The sequence below is a fragment of the Pseudomonas sp. RA_15y_Pfl1_P11 genome (assembly GCF_963970975.1).
GTDB lineage: Bacteria > Pseudomonadota > Gammaproteobacteria > Pseudomonadales > Pseudomonadaceae > Aquipseudomonas > Aquipseudomonas tritici.
The window spans coordinates 144,025-160,604 of the sequence record NZ_CAXAOY010000006.1; the positions used below are offsets into that span (position 1 = coordinate 144,025).

At 60.2% G+C, this 16,580-nt stretch carries 14 protein-coding genes; 10 read left to right on the top strand and 4 right to left on the bottom strand.

Going from position 1 to position 16,580, the window contains the following annotated elements; all coding sequences use genetic code 11:
• Positions 1–79: 79 nt before the first annotated feature.
• The 7 genes from AACY44_RS09740 to AACY44_RS09770 all read left to right on the top strand — a co-directional run bounded on the left by AACY44_RS09740 (position 80) and on the right by AACY44_RS09770 (position 7,928).
• Complete coding sequence (locus AACY44_RS09740; protein WP_339416345.1) at positions 80–313, top strand: hypothetical protein; 234 nt, start codon at positions 80–82, stop codon at positions 311–313.
• A 174-nt stretch (positions 314–487) separates the two neighbouring features.
• Complete coding sequence (locus tag AACY44_RS09745; RefSeq protein WP_339436350.1) at positions 488–1,198, top strand: HPP family protein; 711 nt, start codon at positions 488–490, stop codon at positions 1,196–1,198.
• Between the two features lie 268 nt (positions 1,199–1,466).
• The gene (locus AACY44_RS09750) at positions 1,467–3,086 is read left to right on the top strand and encodes an acyl-CoA dehydrogenase family protein (RefSeq protein ID WP_339436351.1); all 1,620 of its coding nucleotides are present in this window, start codon (positions 1,467–1,469) and stop codon (positions 3,084–3,086) included.
• Position 3,087: 1 nt separating this feature from the next.
• The gene (locus AACY44_RS09755) at positions 3,088–4,704 is read left to right on the top strand and encodes a cytochrome P450 (RefSeq protein WP_339436352.1); all 1,617 of its coding nucleotides are present in this window, start codon (positions 3,088–3,090) and stop codon (positions 4,702–4,704) included.
• The gene (locus AACY44_RS09760) at positions 4,701–5,552 is read left to right on the top strand and encodes an alpha/beta hydrolase (RefSeq protein WP_339436353.1); all 852 of its coding nucleotides are present in this window, start codon (positions 4,701–4,703) and stop codon (positions 5,550–5,552) included. Before AACY44_RS09755 ends, AACY44_RS09760 begins: the two co-directional genes overlap by 4 nt.
• Before the next feature lie 117 nt (positions 5,553–5,669).
• Complete coding sequence (locus AACY44_RS09765; RefSeq protein ID WP_339439256.1) at positions 5,670–6,773, top strand: enoyl-CoA hydratase/isomerase family protein; 1,104 nt, start codon at positions 5,670–5,672, stop codon at positions 6,771–6,773.
• Positions 6,774–6,776: 3 nt separating this feature from the next.
• Entirely contained in the window at positions 6,777–7,928 is a 1,152-nt protein-coding gene (locus AACY44_RS09770) for an acyl-CoA dehydrogenase family protein (RefSeq protein ID WP_339416302.1), read from the top strand.
• A gap of 80 nt (positions 7,929–8,008) precedes the next feature.
• Here the strand turns inward: AACY44_RS09770 and AACY44_RS09775 are convergent, their stop codons facing one another.
• From AACY44_RS09775 to AACY44_RS09790, 4 genes are read right to left on the bottom strand one after another with little or no spacing between them, the layout of a single operon-like run.
• Positions 8,009–8,782 carry an enoyl-CoA hydratase gene (locus AACY44_RS09775; RefSeq protein WP_065873077.1) on the bottom strand — a complete coding sequence of 258 codons (774 nt, stop codon included), beginning with the start codon at positions 8,780–8,782 and terminating at the stop codon, positions 8,009–8,011.
• Between the two features lie 11 nt (positions 8,783–8,793).
• Positions 8,794–9,921: an acyl-CoA dehydrogenase gene (locus tag AACY44_RS09780; protein WP_339530152.1), complete on the bottom strand. Its 1,128-nt coding sequence runs from the start codon at positions 9,919–9,921 to the stop codon at positions 8,794–8,796.
• A gap of 12 nt (positions 9,922–9,933) precedes the next feature.
• Positions 9,934–11,118 (bottom strand): acetyl-CoA C-acyltransferase, encoded by a 1,185-nt coding sequence (locus tag AACY44_RS09785; protein WP_339416298.1) that lies wholly within the window; start codon positions 11,116–11,118, stop codon positions 9,934–9,936.
• A gap of 12 nt (positions 11,119–11,130) precedes the next feature.
• Positions 11,131–11,898, bottom strand: a complete 768-nt coding sequence (locus tag AACY44_RS09790; protein WP_339436355.1) for an SDR family NAD(P)-dependent oxidoreductase — start codon at positions 11,896–11,898, stop codon at positions 11,131–11,133.
• Between the two features lie 216 nt (positions 11,899–12,114).
• Between AACY44_RS09790 and AACY44_RS09795 the strand changes: the two genes are divergently transcribed.
• The 3 genes from AACY44_RS09795 to AACY44_RS09805 all read left to right on the top strand — a co-directional run bounded on the left by AACY44_RS09795 (position 12,115) and on the right by AACY44_RS09805 (position 16,504).
• Positions 12,115–13,170: a tetratricopeptide repeat protein gene (locus AACY44_RS09795; RefSeq protein WP_339416295.1), complete on the top strand. Its 1,056-nt coding sequence runs from the start codon at positions 12,115–12,117 to the stop codon at positions 13,168–13,170.
• A gap of 143 nt (positions 13,171–13,313) precedes the next feature.
• Positions 13,314–14,816, top strand: a complete 1,503-nt coding sequence (locus AACY44_RS09800) for an ATPase domain-containing protein (RefSeq protein WP_339416293.1) — start codon at positions 13,314–13,316, stop codon at positions 14,814–14,816.
• A gap of 44 nt (positions 14,817–14,860) precedes the next feature.
• Positions 14,861–16,504, top strand: a complete 1,644-nt coding sequence (locus AACY44_RS09805) for a response regulator (protein WP_445261115.1) — start codon at positions 14,861–14,863, stop codon at positions 16,502–16,504.
• Positions 16,505–16,580 lie beyond the last annotated feature (76 nt).

The following is a 16,580-nucleotide window of genomic DNA, read 5'->3' on the forward strand; positions in this document are numbered from 1 at the left end:
CGACTGTAAACTCGCCTGGGAGCGGTATTTATTTACCGCCATAGGCCATGGGTCATAACAAGGACGAGAGGACAACACCGTGCCAGATCATGTTTCGCTTGATAAGCCTGCCCTGACCCGTGCCGAAGTGCATGTCGGCTACGTGTCCATGCTGCCTTTGGACCGGCTGATGGGGTTGCGCGATGCCTTGGTGGCCTTGAAAGGGCCGTTGGCCAGTGAACCGGGGCTACAGGAAAGCCTTCACCGACGTTTTTTGGACGAAGAAACCTGTAATCGCGTGCTCGGTAAGGTCTGTTGCTCTCTGCCCAATTAATGCCGTTACAATTCATTATTATTGCACTCAAGCTTCATTAATATGCATTGGCACCCTTTCTCCAAGGTCGGCACACTGCGGAGCGTTCCTTCCCCAACGGTTGGAACGCTCAAAGGGCTTTTCCGGGCAACCAGACAAGCCTTTTTTTTGCCCGCTGTTTATGGACCCTCTTCAATGCTCGCTCGTTGGCTCCCCGCTGCAATCAACACCCGCCCCGCCGAATGGAGCCGTGCCGCCATCGGTATGGCCGTGGGCACACTCTTCAGTATCTGGTTATGCGCCCAAGTGTTTGGCATGGAGGTCGCATTGCACCTGCTTGGCCCTCTCGGCGCTTCGGCCGTGTTGCTGTTCGCCGTGTCATCGGGTGCATTGGCGCAGCCCTGGTCGATCATCGGCAGCTACCTCTGCGCGGGTGTCGTCGCCCTGCTGGTAACCCGAGTTCTCAGCACTTCCCTGGGTGGCGCCTGCCTGGCGGCGGGCATCACGGTGGTGCTGATGTGCTGGCTGCGCTGCCTGCATCCGCCGGCCGGTGGCCTGGCCATGACGCTGGTATTGGCTGACCCGGCGTCCGCCGCACTGGGTTGGTATGAGTTAGGCGCCGTGCTACTCGGTGCTGGCGCCTTGTTGGCCTGCGCATTGGCTTATAACAATGCCACGCGTACGCGCTATCCCAAAGGCGCCGCCGAATCACCGGCCACCCTCTTGCCACACCCCAACGCGGATCGAGACCCCGCCATCACCGCCGCCGATTTAAAACAGGCGCTGGCCGAAATGGAGCAATTTTATGACGTGGAGCCCACAGCGCTGGAACAACTGATCCACGCAGCGCAAACCCACGCCAGGCGCCGCAGTATTGGTGAAGTGCTGGCGAGTCGGGTGGTGTGACATATGCGATGAGCGGTAAGTGCGGCGGCTTGCAATAGATTTGGCGCGAACTAGAGTGGTTACATCACTTGAAGTTGTCTGCTGTTCACCCTGACGTCTGGATACGCGTTGTTCCAGTAGCGAAGACAAGGAATGTCTGGCTATGGATTAACGTTCATCGAGCGTCGTCGTGGATCGACCATTTCCGTTACCCACTCACGTCACTCGCGCTGCCGGCGCTCCTGCTCAAGTATTTCGAAAGTAGACGTTCGAAACGGAGAGCCAGGCCATGGAAGCCACCGTTCAAGCGCTGTTCAGTTCCGCATTATTTGAGCCACGACAACGTCATCATCTTAGCCTTCAGGCCTACATGGACCTGACTATCAAACGCATGCATGCGATTTTTGATAGCGGCGTCATCAATAATGAGTTGTGGTTGGGGCAGTCGCGACAACGGGAGTTCGCCGCGCTCTGCGAGATCATGGGCTGGCTGGGCGCGTTCGATTACGCACTGCACTCCTCTATCGTCGATCATATGATCGCCACCGATGCACTGTTCAATCACGCCAGCCCCCGTCAGCTCGCGCGCTATCGCGACGAGTCACTGTGCATGCGCAAGGTCTATGCCTTTGGCTGCACGGAAGTGGGTGTGGGCACCGATGTGCGCCATGTACAAACCCAAGTGACCTACGATCGCGAACGACACTGCCTGATCCTTCACTCCCCCTCTCCGCAAGCTTGTAAATGCTGGATTGGCAACGCGTTGCGCGCGGCGCAGGTCGTGATGGTGATCGCGCGCCTGACGGTTGATGGCGAGGATCAGGGTCATCACTGGTTTCGCGTGGTCATCCGCAAACGGGAAAACGGTCGCCTGCAAGACGGTGTTCGGGTAATGGCCTGCGATCCCAAGGGCGGTATTCACGCCAATCAGGTCGCAGCGATCCGCTTCGACCAAATGACGATCCCGGTCGATGCCCTGCTGCAACGGCACGCACACTTTACTGAAGACGGTGTCTTTGTCAGCGACCTGCCGTTGAATGAACGCTTTATCGATTCGCTGAAGACGTTCCTTCAAGAGCGGCTGTTGTTCATGGCGGGCATTCGCCACAGCGCCGGCCTCGCGGTACACCTGGGATACCGCTTCGCCCGACATCGGCTGATCCATACGGCTGATGGTCCTATCCCTCTGTTGAGTCAACCCCTGTTTCGTCAGCGCCTCTACGCCATACAGCTAAAGGCCTTGGCGCTCAAATACCTGGAGCAGGCGGTACGCAAGCGTTTCGAGGCGCATTGGGCGCATGTGGCCCGACGCAAGGAGTTGCACATATTGGCGGCAATGGACAAGTCAGTCGGCGCCTGGATGGGGCTTGATGTTCTTGCCCTGTCCCGCGAGCTATGTGGCTCCCAGGGCTTCCACCATTACAACCAGATCGTCACGCAACGTATTGATTGCGAAGTCGCCAATACCTTTGCGGGTGACAGCTCGGTGATGGCCTACCAAATCATCAGGGACGCATTGGCGCGCCAGCGGTTTGTCGGCAGCCCGCCCATCAATATCGGCCAGTGCGTGGAGGCAAAAATCGTCTCGCAGTGCAGTGAGGCCGCCGGGTATTCCCATCAACAGGCCGTGGGCATCGCCTACGCCAGGGCCCTTGACCTGATTATTCAAGAAGTCGAAAGCCAGCACTTGTTGGACCGCGAGACACTTGCCGACCTGGTTAGGCTGTTCGACACACAACTGCATCCGTGGATCGAGGCCGGAGCCCATAGCCTCAGCCAGCATGCCACCCCAACACAAATCGAACGCCTGGCTGGCCTGCTCAAACCGCCCCAGGCCTTGATCAGTGCGCCAATCGATAAGCGTGATTACATCCGTAAGTTCACACTTCCACTGTATGAGGAGCAATGAAATGGCCCTCCTGAACGCACCAGATCTCTCCGACCCGAAAATCATTATTAACCCCTATCCGGCCTTCGCATGGCTGCGCGAGCACCACCCGGTGTATTGGTCCGAGCACCACAATGCCTGGCTGCTCACCCGCTACGGCGATGTCAGCTCCGCGCAGGCGGACGCTCGAAGTTACTCATCTAATCGCATGCGCCAATTGGTGGACGCGCAGTTATCCCCGGAAAAACGCGCCGCCCTGGAACCCTTTGTCGAGAAAGCATCGCGATGGATGTATTCGCAGGACGGTAAGGAGCATGAGGCGGGGCGCAAAGTCCTGGGTAAAACATTCAGCCCAGGCACTATCGAGGCGCTTGGCGATGCGATTCAAAAGATTATCGACGACCAGCTGAAGCAATTGAGCCCCCGTCCGGAAATGATGGATGAGCTGTTTAACAAGATCCCCGCACTGATCCTGGCGCATTTATTCGATATTCCAGCCAATGATGCGTTGAAAATCAGAGGCTGGACCGACGCCATTATCGTGTGCATGGTGGGCAGCACCGACCCGGCTTACGGCCCCAAAGAGGCGCTGCAGGCCATGGAAGAGATGTACGCTTACTTCTCCAGACTCATTGGTCGGCGTCGACTGGCGCCGGGAAACGACCTGGTCAGTCAAGTCATCGCCGCCGGCGACAAGGCGAGCATGAGCGAAGAAGACTTCCTGGCCCAGCTGGCATTCATCCTGGTTGCCGCCACCACCACCAGTGCCGATCAGTTGGGAATTATCCTGTTCTACCTGCTGGAAAAGCCAAAGCGGTGGGCGGCAATCAGGGATGATCCCGACAAGGTAGACGCGGCTATCGAAGAGGCACTGCGCATTTGTCCGGCCGGTCAGCTGAGTCATCGAGTACTGACTGAGGACGTGGTTCTGCACGGTAAAACGATGCGCAAAGGCGAATTAGTCTTTCTGATTCGAGCGGCAGCCAATCGCGATCCGGCGCACTTTGCCCATCCTGATCGGTTCGATCTATATCGCCAGAAGCAGGACCACTTGGCGTTTGGGCGTGGCCCGCACTACTGCATGGGCAGACTGCTTTTCAAGCTGGAGGCCAAAATTCTGTTTACCACCCTGCTGCGGCGTTTTCCGAACATGCACCTCATTAAAGGGCGGCCGCCGCGCTGGCGCGATAACAGCCTGCAGTTTCGCGGCTTGGGTCGGATTGAGGTGGAATTGGCTCCCCTCACCGATGTTATCACCCGTTGCTTTTCCGCTGCGCCCTGGGAAAAGAAAGGCGGTTACTGTCGCGCGCTACGCGTCGGCAATCTCATCATGACCAGCGGCACCGTGTCGTTCGATGCGCAGGGCAAGCCGTTCGCGGAGCACGATGTCTATCTCCAGACCCAACGATGCCTGGAAATCATGGAGACCGCGCTCAAGCAACTTGGCACAGACCGCACACGCGTCATTGCCACGCGCATGTACACCACGGATATGAAGTTGTGGCAGAAAATCCTCAAGGCCCATAAGGCGTTTTTCGACGGCTGCGAACCGACGACCATGTTGCTGTCCGTCAAGGCGCTGATAGCACCTGAATTCCTGATCGAAATAGAAGCCCAGGCCATGGTCGCCCAATCATGAACGTGCCCTGTGAACGTCAGGCGGTGCGCGACGCAGTCGTCATGCATGTTAACGATCTTACGCTCACCTCCAAGGGTCGACCCGTGCCGGTCAGGCTGTATCGGCCAGCGCGACCGGACCCTGCGCCGGTACTGATGTTTTTCCACGGTGGCGGCTGGGTCGCGGGCGACTTGGACACCCATGACAGTTTCTGCCGAGTCATGTGTGAGTGGGTCGGCTGCGCGGTGGTGGCCGTGCACTACGCCAGGCCGCCGGAGCACCGTTTTCCCCGAGCGGTGGAAGACTGTTACGCCGCTACCGAGTGGATAGCACTCGAAGGCGCCGGCCTGGGACTGGCCCCCTCACGCGTAGCAGTTGCAGGCGGTGGTTCCGGGGGAGGCCTGGCGGCCGTGATTTGCCAGATCGCCAGGGATCTGGAAGGCCCCGACATAGGTTTTCAGTTGCTGCTGTACCCTGTGCTCGACTGCCTGGCGCGCAATCGCTCCCGCGAGCAGTTCGCCGAGGGCTTTGGCTTGACCGCCGAAATGCTGGATTGGTACTTGAGCCAGTATGTGCCATCGGGCGTTCCGTTGGCGCACCCTTGGCTCTCACCCGCGCGGGACGTGTGCTTCAAAGACTTGCCTGCCGCCCTGATTATCACAGCCGGTCAGGACCTGTTGCGCGATGAAGGCCGTGCCTTCGCGCGCCGCCTGAAAAAAGCCGGTGTGCCGGTGCATCACAAAGAATATCCAGGCATGCGCCACGGTTTTATCAACTACCCGGCCGCAGAAGCGCAGGCCAGGCGCGCCATCCTGCTCTGTGCCGAGGCCTTGGCGACCTATTTCAATGGGTCTGACAACCCTGCATAAATGCAAAAACGACCTGCATGATTGAAGGTTGTACTGGGCAAATTTGCACTGGTACGATCAAGGGATGTTTCGTTCGCGAACATCTTGATAAAGAACAATAAAAGCAGGGAGTTATCGATGACTGCTCAGGTTTCAACCGAGGCAAGCCACGCAGATACGCATCCGCACGTAGTGCTCGCCGAGATTCGCAACCATATCGGCCACCTCACCCTCAATCGCCCCGCCGGCTTGAATGCCATCACCCTGGACATGGTGCGCCGCCTGGCGTCCCAATTGCAGGCGTGGGCCGATGACCCGCAGGTGCACGCCGTGGTCCTGCGCGGCGCGGGCGAGAAGGCCTTTTGTGCCGGCGGCGATATACGTTCCCTGTACGACAGTTTCAAGAACGGCGACAGCCTGCACCAAGATTTTTTTGTCGAGGAGTACGCGCTGGACCTGGCCGTTCACCATTACCGCAAACCGGTACTGGCGCTGATGGACGGGTTTGTCCTGGGCGGCGGCATGGGCTTGGTGCAGGGCGCCGATTTGCGCGTCGTCACCGAACGCAGTCGCCTGGCGATGCCGGAAGTGGCAATCGGTTACTTCCCTGACGTGGGCGGCAGTTACTTCCTGTCGCGTATCCCCGGCGAGCTGGGCACATACCTGGGCGTCACCGGGGTGCAGATCCGAGCGGCCGATGCGTTGTACTGCGGGTTGGCAGACTGGTATCTCGACAGCGCGAAGCTCGCCGAGCTGGACCAGAAGCTTGATCGTCTGCAATGGCACGACTCACCGCTTAAAGACCTGCAAGGCGTGCTCGCCAAACTGGCGGTGCAGCAACTGCCCGATGCACCGCTGGCCGTTTTGCGCACGGCCATCGACCACTTCTTCGCGCTGCCGGATGTACCGAGCATCGTTGAGCAGCTTCAGGAAGTCACCGTCGCCGATAGCCACGAATGGGCGCTGACCACCGCCAACCTGATGAAAACCCGCTCGCCGCTGGCCATGGCCGTCACCTTGGAAATGTTACGTCGCGGCCGCCGCCTGCCCCTGGAGCAATGTTTTGCCCTGGAGTTGCACCTTGACCGGCAATGGTTCGAACGCGGCGACCTGATCGAAGGTGTTCGCGCCCTGATCATCGACAAAGACAAGAGCCCCCGCTGGAACCCGCCAACCCTGCATGGGCTTGCGCTCAGCCATGTAGAAAGCTTCTTTCATCACTTCAAGAAGGTTGCGAACTGAGCCATGCAAGACATTGAATACACAGAAGAACAAGTGATGATCCGCGACATGGCGCGCGACTTTGCCCGCGGCGAAATCGCCCCCTACGCGCAAGCCTGGGAGAAAGCCGGCTGGATCGACGACGCCCTGGTGGCGAAGATGGGCGAACTGGGCCTGCTGGGCATGGTGGTGCCGGAAGAATGGGGCGGTACGTATGTCGATTACGTCGCCTACGCCCTCGCCGTGGAAGAAATTTCCGCCGGAGACGGTGCCGTCGGTGCAGTGATGAGTATCCACAATTCAGTGGGTTGCGGGCCAATTCTCAACTACGGCACAGATGCACAGAAGCAAACCTGGCTGGCGGACCTGGCCAGCGGCCAAGCGATTGGCTGCTTCTGCCTGACCGAACCCCAGGCCGGTTCTGAGGCCCACAACCTGCGCACCCGTGCCGAACTGCGTGACGGCCAGTGGGTCCTCAATGGCGCCAAGCAGTTCGTCAGCAACGGCAAGCGCGCCAAGCTGGCCATTGTGTTCGCCATGACCGACCCGGAGCTGGGCAAGAAAGGCATCTCAGCGTTCCTGGTGCCTACGGCAACGCCGGGCTTTGTAGTGGATCGCACCGAGCACAAGATGGGTATCCGCGCTTCGGACACCTGCGCCGTCACCCTCAACCAATGCACGGTGCCTGAGGCCAACCTGCTCGGCGAGCGTGGCAAGGGGCTGGCGATTGCCCTGTCCAACCTGGAAGGCGGGCGCATCGGCATCGCCGCCCAGGCATTGGGAATCGCCCGTGCGGCGTTTGACGCGGCGCTGGCGTACGCCCGTGACCGGGTGCAGTTCGACAAGGCAATCATCGAACACCAGAGCGTGGCCAATCTGCTGGCGGACATGCAAACCCAGCTGAATGCAGCGCGCCTGCTGATCCTGCACGCCGCTCGACTGCGCAGCGCGGGCAAGCCATGCCTGTCGGAAGCCTCCCAGGCGAAGCTGTTTGCCTCGGAAATGGCGGAGAAAGTCTGCTCGTCAGCCATGCAGATTCACGGCGGGTATGGGTACTTGGAGGATTACCCGGTGGAGCGTTACTACCGGGATGCGCGGATCACGCAGATTTACGAAGGGACCAGCGAGATTCAGCGGATGGTGATTGCCAGGGAGCTGAAGAATTACATGCTTTAGCAGCATCAAGTTAAAAGCTGCAAGCGGCAAGTAAAGGGAAACTGGTTTTTACTTGAGGCTTGCAGCTTGAGGCTAGCAGCTTACTTATCTTTGAACTCAGGCGCCCGCTTGGCCACGAACGCCGCCATGCCTTCCTTCTGATCCTGCGTTGCAAACGCTGCGTGGAACACTCGGCGCTCAAAGCGCACGCCTTCCGACAGGCTCACTTCAAACGCACGGTTCACGCTTTCCTTGACCATCATGCTGATTGGCACTGATTTGCCGGCAATCAGGGTGGCGACTTTCAGCGCTTCTTCCAGCAACTCATCGGCCGGCACGATACGCGCGACAATTCCACAGCGCTCCGCTTCCACGGCATCGATAAAGCGTCCGGTCAGGCACATTTCCATAGCCTTGGCCTTGCCCACCGCGCGGGTCAGGCGCTGCGTGCCGCCCATGCCTGGCAGTACGCCGAGGTTGATTTCCGGCTGGCCGAACTTGGCGTTATCACCGGCCAGGATGAAGTCGCACATCAACGCCAGTTCGCAACCGCCGCCCAAAGCGAAGCCGTTGACCGCGGCAATGATCGGTTTGCGACGGTTGGCTACGCGATCGCTGTCGCTGAACAGGTCGTCCAGATAGATCTGCGGGTAGGTCAGCTCGGCCATTTCCTTGATATCGGCGCCGGCGGCAAAGGCCTTTTTCGAGCCCGTCAGCACGATGCAGCCGATTTCGGGGTTGGCTTCCAAGCCATCCAGCGCTTGGTTCAATTCGCTGACCAGTTGCGCATTCAGGGCGTTCAGGGCCTGCGGGCGATTGAGGGTAATCAGCCCGACGCGGCCCTGGACTTCGAGCAAGATGGTTTCGTAACTCATGTATCGGCTCCTTAAAGATTGCGTGAGATGACCATGCGCTGAATATCGCTGGTGCCTTCGTAAATCTGACAGACCCGCACATCGCGGTAGATCCGCTCCAGTGGGAAGTCGCTCAGGTAACCGTAACCGCCGAGGGTTTGCAAGGCGGCCGAGCAGACTTTTTCGGCCATTTCCGAGGCAAACAGCTTGGCCATCGAGGCTTCCACCAGTGCTGGCTTGCCGCTGTCACGCAGGGCGGCGGCGTAATGCACCATCTGCCGGGCAACTGCGATTTGAGTGGCCATGTCGGCCAGGCGAAAGGCCACGGCTTGATGTTCGATGATCGGTTTGCCGAAGCTTTCGCGCTCGCGGGCATAGTCGCGGGCCGCTTCGAACGCCGCGCGCGCCATGCCGACCGCTTGCGAGGCGATACCCACGCGGCCACCTTCGAGGTTGGCGAGGGCAATCTTGTAGCCTTCGCCCTCCTCACCCAACCGATTGGCGACCGGCACCTTCAGGTCTTCAAAGAGGATCTGGCAGGTGTCAGACGCATGCTGGCCGAGCTTGTCTTCGACCCGCGCCACGCTGTAGCCCGGCGAGTCGGTCGGCACGATAAACGCGCTGATCCCGCGCTTGCCGGCAGCCGGGTCGGTCACGGCAAACACAATCACCACACCGGCGTTCTGCCCGGACGTGATGAATTGTTTGCAGCCGTTCAGCACGTAATGGTCGCCGTCCAGGCGCGCGCGGGTTTTCAGGCTGCTGGCATCGGAGCCGGCCTGGGGTTCGGTCAGCGCAAAGGCGCCGAGCATCGCGCCGCTGACGAGGGGTTTGAGGAATCGCTCTTTCTGCTCCTCGTTGCCGAATTTCAGGATCGGTACGCAACCGACTGAGTTGTGCACGCTCATGATGGTCGAGCAGGCACCGTCGCCTGCGGCGATTTCTTCCAGCGCCATGGCGTAAGCCAGGTAACCGGTGTCGCATCCGCCCCACTGCTCCGGCACCAGCATGCCGAAAAAGCCGAGTGCGGCCATTTCACTGATGGCCTCCTTGGGAAAACGGTGCTCGCGGTCCCATTCGGCAGCAAAGGGTTTCAGGCGCTCCTGGGCAAATTGCCGGGCCGCGTCGCTGATCTGTCGTTGTTCTTCATTCGCCAGCATGATGATAAGTCCTTAGTACAGGCATTCGACGGCCATGGCTGTGGCTTCACCACCGCCGATGCAAATGGCGGCGACGCCGCGCTTGAGGCCGTTCTGGCGCAGTGCCGAGAGCAGCGTTACTAAAATCCGCGCCCCTGAGGCGCCGATCGGATGGCCCAGGGCGCACGCGCCACCGTGGATGTTGACCTTGGCGTGGGGGATTTCCAGCTTGCTCATGGTCACCAGGCTGACCACGGCAAAGGCTTCGTTGATCTCGAACAGGTCGATTTCATCCAGGCTCCAGCCGGTCTTGGTCATCAGCTTGCGAATCGCCCCCACCGGCGCCACCGGAAACAGCCCCGGCTCATCGGCAAATGCCGCATGCCCATGGATCACTGCCAGAGGCTTCAGGCCGCGTTTCTCAGCGTCGGACTGGCGCATCAGCAGCAGCGCCGCCGCGCCATCGGAAATCGAGCTGGAATTGGCCGCCGTCACGGTGCCTCCTTCGCGGAACGCCGGTTTGAGGCTACTGATCTTGTCCAGTTTGGCCTTGGGCGGCTGTTCGTCATGCAGGATGGTTTTCTGCTCTTTGCCCACGGTGACTTGCACCGGGACGATCTCCGCAGCAAAGCTGCCATGGGTGATCGCCTGTTGCGCACGTGTTAGCGAGGCAATCGCGAACGCGTCCTGGGCCTCCCGGGTGAAACCGTTATGCAGGGCGCAATCTTCGGCGAAGGAGCCCATCAGACACCCCTTGTCGTAGGCGTCCTCGAGGCCGTCGAGGAACATATGGTCAAGTACACGACCGTGGCCCATGCGGTAGCCGCTACGCGCACGGTCCAGCAGGTACGGCGCGTTGGACATGCTTTCCATGCCGCCGGCAATGACCACGTCGACGCTGCCGGCCAGCAGCGAATCATGGGCCAGGATCGTCGCTTCCATGCCCGAGCCGCACATCTTGTTGAGGGTGGTGCAACGGGTGCCCTTGTCCAGCCCGGCACCCAATGCGGCCTGGCGTGCGGGCGCCTGGCCGAGGCCTGCGGGCAGCACGCAGCCAAACAACACTTCATCCACGGCGTCGCTGGCGATACCGCCGCGCTCAACGGCGGCACGAATCGCGGCGGAACCCAGCTGCGGCGCGGTCAGGCCCTTGAGGTCGCCCTGGAACCCGCCCATGGGCGTGCGCACGGCGCTGACAATAACAATGGGATCAGTCATGGGGAATGCTCCTTACTTGGCAGCCATGCGCAAGGCGCCGTCGAGACGGATCACCTCGCCATTGAGCATGCTGTTTTCAATGATGTGCCGCACCAGCGCGGCGTATTCGGCGGGTTTGCCCAGGCGTGGCGGAAAAGGCACGCCGGCAGCCAGGGAGTCGCGCACTTCGGGCGTCATGCCGGCCATCATCGGTGTTTCGAAAATGCCGGGGGCGATGGTCATCACGCGAATGCCAAAGCGCGCCAGCTCACGTGCGGCAGGCAACGTCAGGCTGGCAATAGCGCCTTTGGAGGCGGCGTAGGCTGCCTGGCCGATCTGCCCGTCGAATGCGGCCACGGAAGCGGTATTGATGATCACACCGCGCTCGCCATCGGCATTCGCCTCGGTATCAGCAATGGCCGCAGCCGCCAGGCGCAGCAGGTTGAAGCTGCCGATCAGGTTGACGTTGATCACTTGGGCAAAACTTGCCAGCCCATGGGGGCCGTTTTTGCCGAGGATTTTTTCGCCACGCACCACTCCGGCGCAGTTCACCAGCCCATGCAAACCGCCAAACGCTGCAACCGTGGCCTGCACGGCGGCTTCGGCAGCCGCTTCCTGGCTGATATCCGCCACTGCACTGCGGGCGTTCTCGCCGAGCTGCTGGGCCTTGGCCGCCACCGCGTCGGCGTTGAGGTCCACCAGCATCACTTTGGCACCGGCGGCAATGAGCATCTCAGCGGTAGCCGCACCGAGGCCAGAAGCGCCGCCGCTGACCAGGAAGATCTTATTTTCAATCTGCATTATTGTTTCCTTGAACGGTCCGAATTGTCGGAATAGTCGCTCTGGAGCGCCACTGCGGCAATGGTCAAAACCTTCAAGCTACCTGACTGTTTTGGCCAGTCATCGCCCCCGCCGATCAACATGCGATGGGGCGCAAGCTTCTCCCGGGTTTGACACCCGCCATGCTCTGACCGAAGCTGACGGCTTTGCATTCCTGCCTTGCTTTCGGACGCCTGCATGTCAAAGTCTCGCCGTTACTCCATCATCGGCCTGTGCGCCCTATTGTCGATTGTGCTGATCTGGTATTTCTCCCGTTCCACCCCGGTGGCCGTACCGGCTGCGATTGCCCATGGTTACTCCAAAGCCCTGAAACAGGCGCGCAACGGTGAGCCCGGCGCCGCCCGTGTGCTGTATCAGCAACTCGGCCGGACGGACCTGTCGCCCGAGCGCCGCGCGGCGTTGCACGCCGAACTGCCCAATTACCCTAGCCCTCATGCCTTGAAGCTTGCAGACAAAGACCTGAGCAGCGAATCGGCGCTGGTCCGCGAGGCGGCCATCCATAGCATTGTCGGCCTGGTGCCCACCGGCCAGCGCACGCTGTTACTCGGCCCGGTACTGGATGATCCCGAACAAGCTGTACGATTCACCGCCGCCAACGCCCTGTTGGGCCTGTCCCCCGACACCCTGGGCCTGTACTTCGGGCCTTTGCAGCAGGTGCTGGATGAGTTTGTGAAAGCGCTCAAGGCCCAACCCGAAACGGCCGAAGGCTGGATTCAACTGGCGCGCCTGTACATTCACAGCGCACTGTTGCCGCAAGCCCAAAATGCGCTGGCACAGGCGATGCGACTGCAGCCAGACAACCTGCAAGCCGTGGTGGCGCAGATCGAGCTGCTGGACAAACAGGGCAAGACCGACGAGTCCCGGCAGTTACTGGCGCGCCAATTGACGGCGCACCCGGAATCAGCGTATCTGCAACACGCGCTGGGGATGTGGCTGCTGCACCATGGCGAGCGCCCCTATGCCCTGCTGGGTCTGTCCAAAGCGGTGGAATTGGAACCGGGCAATCAGGATTACCGCTACGACCTCGCTACTACCCTGCACGCCCAGCAGGAACTGGAAGCCGCCCAGCGACAACTGGAAGAGATCATTCAACGCCACCCCGCCAATCGCAAAGCCCGGGTTTTGCTGGTCAACTATTGGAAGGAAAGCGGTCAGCTCCAGAACGTACAAGTGCTGCTCGCGCAACTGGAACAGCAGAATCCCGACGATCCGGCACTGCAACAGGGTCTATAGCGCTTCAGCAAAGTGTTCTGAACGCTGATGCACCGCACAAACCTCCTGAAACGGTTGAACCCCCGGAATACACAACGGTCAAGAGAATATGGCGCGTTCGAACGACCGCGCACCTCTACTCGTATGTGACCTGAGGGCACTTCTTGTCTACATCCAACGCGCTATCAAGTGACAAAGCAGCCACCGGTATCGTCGGTCTCGACGACATTCTTGCCGGCGGTTTGTCTCGCCGCCATTTGTTCCTGCTTGAGGGTGAGCCTGGGACAGGCAAAACCACCGTCGCCCTCCACTTTCTTCAGGACGGCGCCAAATGCGGCGAGCGATCCTTGTACATCACACTCTCGGAAACCGAGCGCGAGTTACGCCAGGGCGCCAAGTCCCATGGCTGGGACCTCGATGACAACATCCACATATTCGAGCTGACGCCGCCCGAGAGCTTTCTCGACACTGATCACCAGCAAAGTCTGTTGTATTCGTCCGACCTGGAATTGGGCGAAGCGACCCGGCAGATCTTCGAAGCGGTGGAACGGGTCAAGCCGACCCGCGTGGTGATCGACAGTTTGTCGGAGATCCGCTTGCTGGCGCAGAGTTCGCTGCGCTACCGCCGGCAAATCCTGGCGATTAAGCACTACTTTGTGCGCTATGACGCCACGGTCCTGTTGCTGGATGACTTGACCACCGAGGCGCTGGATAAAACCGTACACAGCGTTGCCCATGGCGTTATCCGCTTGGAAGAGCTGACACCCGTCTACGGTGCCGAGCGGCGTCGCGTGCGCGTGGTTAAATACCGTGGGCAAAAATACCGCGGTGGCTTTCATGACTTCACCATCGCCGGCGATGGCATCCACGTATTCCCGCGACTGGTGGCCGCCGAACATCGCGCCGGCTATGTCCGTCAAACACTCACCAGCGGCATTGGCGAATTGGATGCATTGCTGGGTGGCGGTATCGAGACCGGCTCCAGCACGTTGATCCTGGGCCCAGCCGGCACTGGCAAGTCGCTGATTTCGATCCTGTTCGCTGCTGCCGCCGTGTCGCGTGGAGAGAAAGCCGCGCTGTTTATTTTCGATGAAGAACTCAGCCTGCTATTCGAACGCATGCGGCAGTTGAACATCGATCTTCCAGCACTGCAGGCAACCGGCAATCTTTTCATTGAGCAGGTGGATGCCGCCGAGCTGTCACCGGGCGAGTTTTCTCACCGTGTGCGGCGCTGCGTGGACGAGCGCGGCATCAAGACGGTGGTGATCGACAGCGTCAACGGTTTCCAGGCCGCCATGCCGGAAGAGAACTCGCTGATCCTACACATGCACGAACTGTTGCTTTACCTCAACCGGCGCGGTGCCGCGACCTTCATGACCGTTGCCCAGCACGGCCTGGTCGGTGACATGCAGGCGCCCGTCGACCTTACTTACTTGGCAGACACGGTGATCCTGTTGCGTTACTTCGAGGCACTCGGCAAAGTCCGACGGGCTATTTCCGTGATCAAGAAACGTACCGGTACCCACGAGTCGACCATCCGTGAGTACCGCATCGGCGCGGGCGGTGTGGCTGTTGGTGACCCACTCGAGTCGTTCCAGGGCGTATTGCGCGGGGTGCCGACTTACATGGGGACTGAAGCCCCGCTGCTCGCGGACCCGTCAGAGTGAGTACGCAGTTACCGGTATCCGAGCGAGCAATCATTCTTGCGCCGATGGGACGTGATAGCGTAATTGCGTCAATGATGCTTAAAGAAGCGGGGTATGGCAGCCTGATTGCCAGCGACTTGCCACGACTGTGCGAGGCGCTGGAGCAAGGCGCCGGCCTGCTGATCGTGGCCGTCGAAGCCTTGCGTGGTGTTGACCTCAATGCGTTGCTTGAATGCCTGCGTCGCCAGCCGCCCTGGTCCGATTTGCCCATCGTGCTGATGACTCACCATGGCGGCAAGGAGCAAAGCGGCTCGTCTCACCTGAGCAATTTGCTTGGCAACGTGACCTTTCTGGAAAGACCGTTTCACCCCTCCACACTGATCAGCCTGGTCACTACTGCCGTGCGCAGCCGGCGCCGGCAGTATGATGCGCGCGACCGCCTGGTTGACTTAAGTGAGAGCGAACTGCGCCTGCAACGTACGTTGGCAACCCTGGAGCAGCAGGTCGAAGAACGCACCCTGCAGCTGCGAAGCAACGAGGAAGCCCTGCGCCAATCCCAGAAAATGGAAGCCGTTGGCCAACTCACCGGCGGTATCGCGCACGACTTCAACAACATGTTGACTGGGATCATCGGCAGCCTGGAAATGCTGCGAAGGCGTATTTCCCGGGGCAAATTGGACGACCTGGACAGCCTCATCGATCTGGGCGTGACCTCCGCTAACCGTGCGGCGAGCCTTACCCATCGGCTGCTAGCGTTTTCGCGCCGGCAATCACTTGACCCCAAGCCCGTGGAGATCAACCATCTGGTGACCTCGATGGGTGAGCTGCTCAAACGCAGCATCAACGAAAGTGTCACGCTGGACATGCAACTCACCCACGAGCCGTGGACCGCCGAGGCCGACCCCAATCAGTTGGAAAACGCCCTGCTCAACCTAGTGATCAATGCCCGTGACGCGATGCCCAACGGTGGCCGCCTGACCGTGGAGACCACTAACCGCCACCTCAATAGTGTATTCACCGCCGCCTACGGCACCCTGCTGCCTGGTGACTACGTTGAACTGCGCGTCAGCGACACGGGCTGTGGCATTTCGGAAAGTGTGATCGGCCGCGTGTTCGACCCATTTTTCACGACCAAGCCCATCGGCCAGGGCACGGGGCTGGGTTTATCGATGATCTACGGGTTTGCCCGCCAGTCGCGTGGCCATGTGATCATCCATAGCGAAGTGGGCAAAGGCACGACGGTCAGTCTGTTTCTGCCACGGTTCATCGGCGACGTCGCCGCCGAGGTGGCGGCTGACCCAGCGCTTCTGCCTTGCGCCAATGCGGGGGAAACGGTGCTGATTGTCGAGGACGACCCCGCCGTGCGTGTGCTGGTCAGCGCGGTACTCAAAGAGTTGGGTTATGGCTATGTCGAAGCGGGTGACGCCAACACGGCGGTGCCGATCATCGAGTCGGAGCAACGTATTGACTTGATGATCAGCGACGTTGGCCTGCCCGGCATGAATGGCCGCCAACTGGCGGAAATCGGCCGGCAGATCCGCCCGGATCTCAAGGTGCTGTTCATCACCGGGTACGCCGAGCATGCGGTGGTGCGTGGCGGTTTCCTTGATCCCGGGATGCAGTTGATCACCAAGCCGTTCACCTTTGATCTGTTGACGGCGAAGGTCCGGGAGATGATCAAGCAGTCAGTCGACATGACGGATCACTGACAAGCAACTGTCACCCGTCCTGCATTACTTGGTAATTGGTCGGCAGGGTAATCGTGGAATCATTTAGTTCCTTCGG

Coding starts and splice junctions, on each gene's coding strand:
- AACY44_RS09770 (WP_339416302.1), top strand. CDS start 6,777: ATGCAAGACATTGAATACACAGAAGAACAAGTGATGATCCGCGACATG.
- AACY44_RS09760 (WP_339436353.1), top strand. CDS start 4,701: ATGAACGTGCCCTGTGAACGTCAGGCGGTGCGCGACGCAGTCGTCATG.
- AACY44_RS09790 (WP_339436355.1), bottom strand. CDS start 11,898: ATGCAGATTGAAAATAAGATCTTCCTGGTCAGCGGCGGCGCTTCTGGC.
- AACY44_RS09775 (WP_065873077.1), bottom strand. CDS start 8,782: ATGAGTTACGAAACCATCTTGCTCGAAGTCCAGGGCCGCGTCGGGCTG.
- AACY44_RS09745 (WP_339436350.1), top strand. CDS start 488: ATGCTCGCTCGTTGGCTCCCCGCTGCAATCAACACCCGCCCCGCCGAA.
- AACY44_RS09750 (WP_339436351.1), top strand. CDS start 1,467: ATGGAAGCCACCGTTCAAGCGCTGTTCAGTTCCGCATTATTTGAGCCA.
- AACY44_RS09765 (WP_339439256.1), top strand. CDS start 5,670: ATGACTGCTCAGGTTTCAACCGAGGCAAGCCACGCAGATACGCATCCG.
- AACY44_RS09780 (WP_339530152.1), bottom strand. CDS start 9,921: ATGCTGGCGAATGAAGAACAACGACAGATCAGCGACGCGGCCCGGCAA.
- AACY44_RS09795 (WP_339416295.1), top strand. CDS start 12,115: ATGTCAAAGTCTCGCCGTTACTCCATCATCGGCCTGTGCGCCCTATTG.
- AACY44_RS09785 (WP_339416298.1), bottom strand. CDS start 11,118: ATGACTGATCCCATTGTTATTGTCAGCGCCGTGCGCACGCCCATGGGC.
- AACY44_RS09755 (WP_339436352.1), top strand. CDS start 3,088: ATGGCCCTCCTGAACGCACCAGATCTCTCCGACCCGAAAATCATTATT.
- AACY44_RS09805 (WP_445261115.1), top strand. CDS start 14,861: ATGGGACGTGATAGCGTAATTGCGTCAATGATGCTTAAAGAAGCGGGG.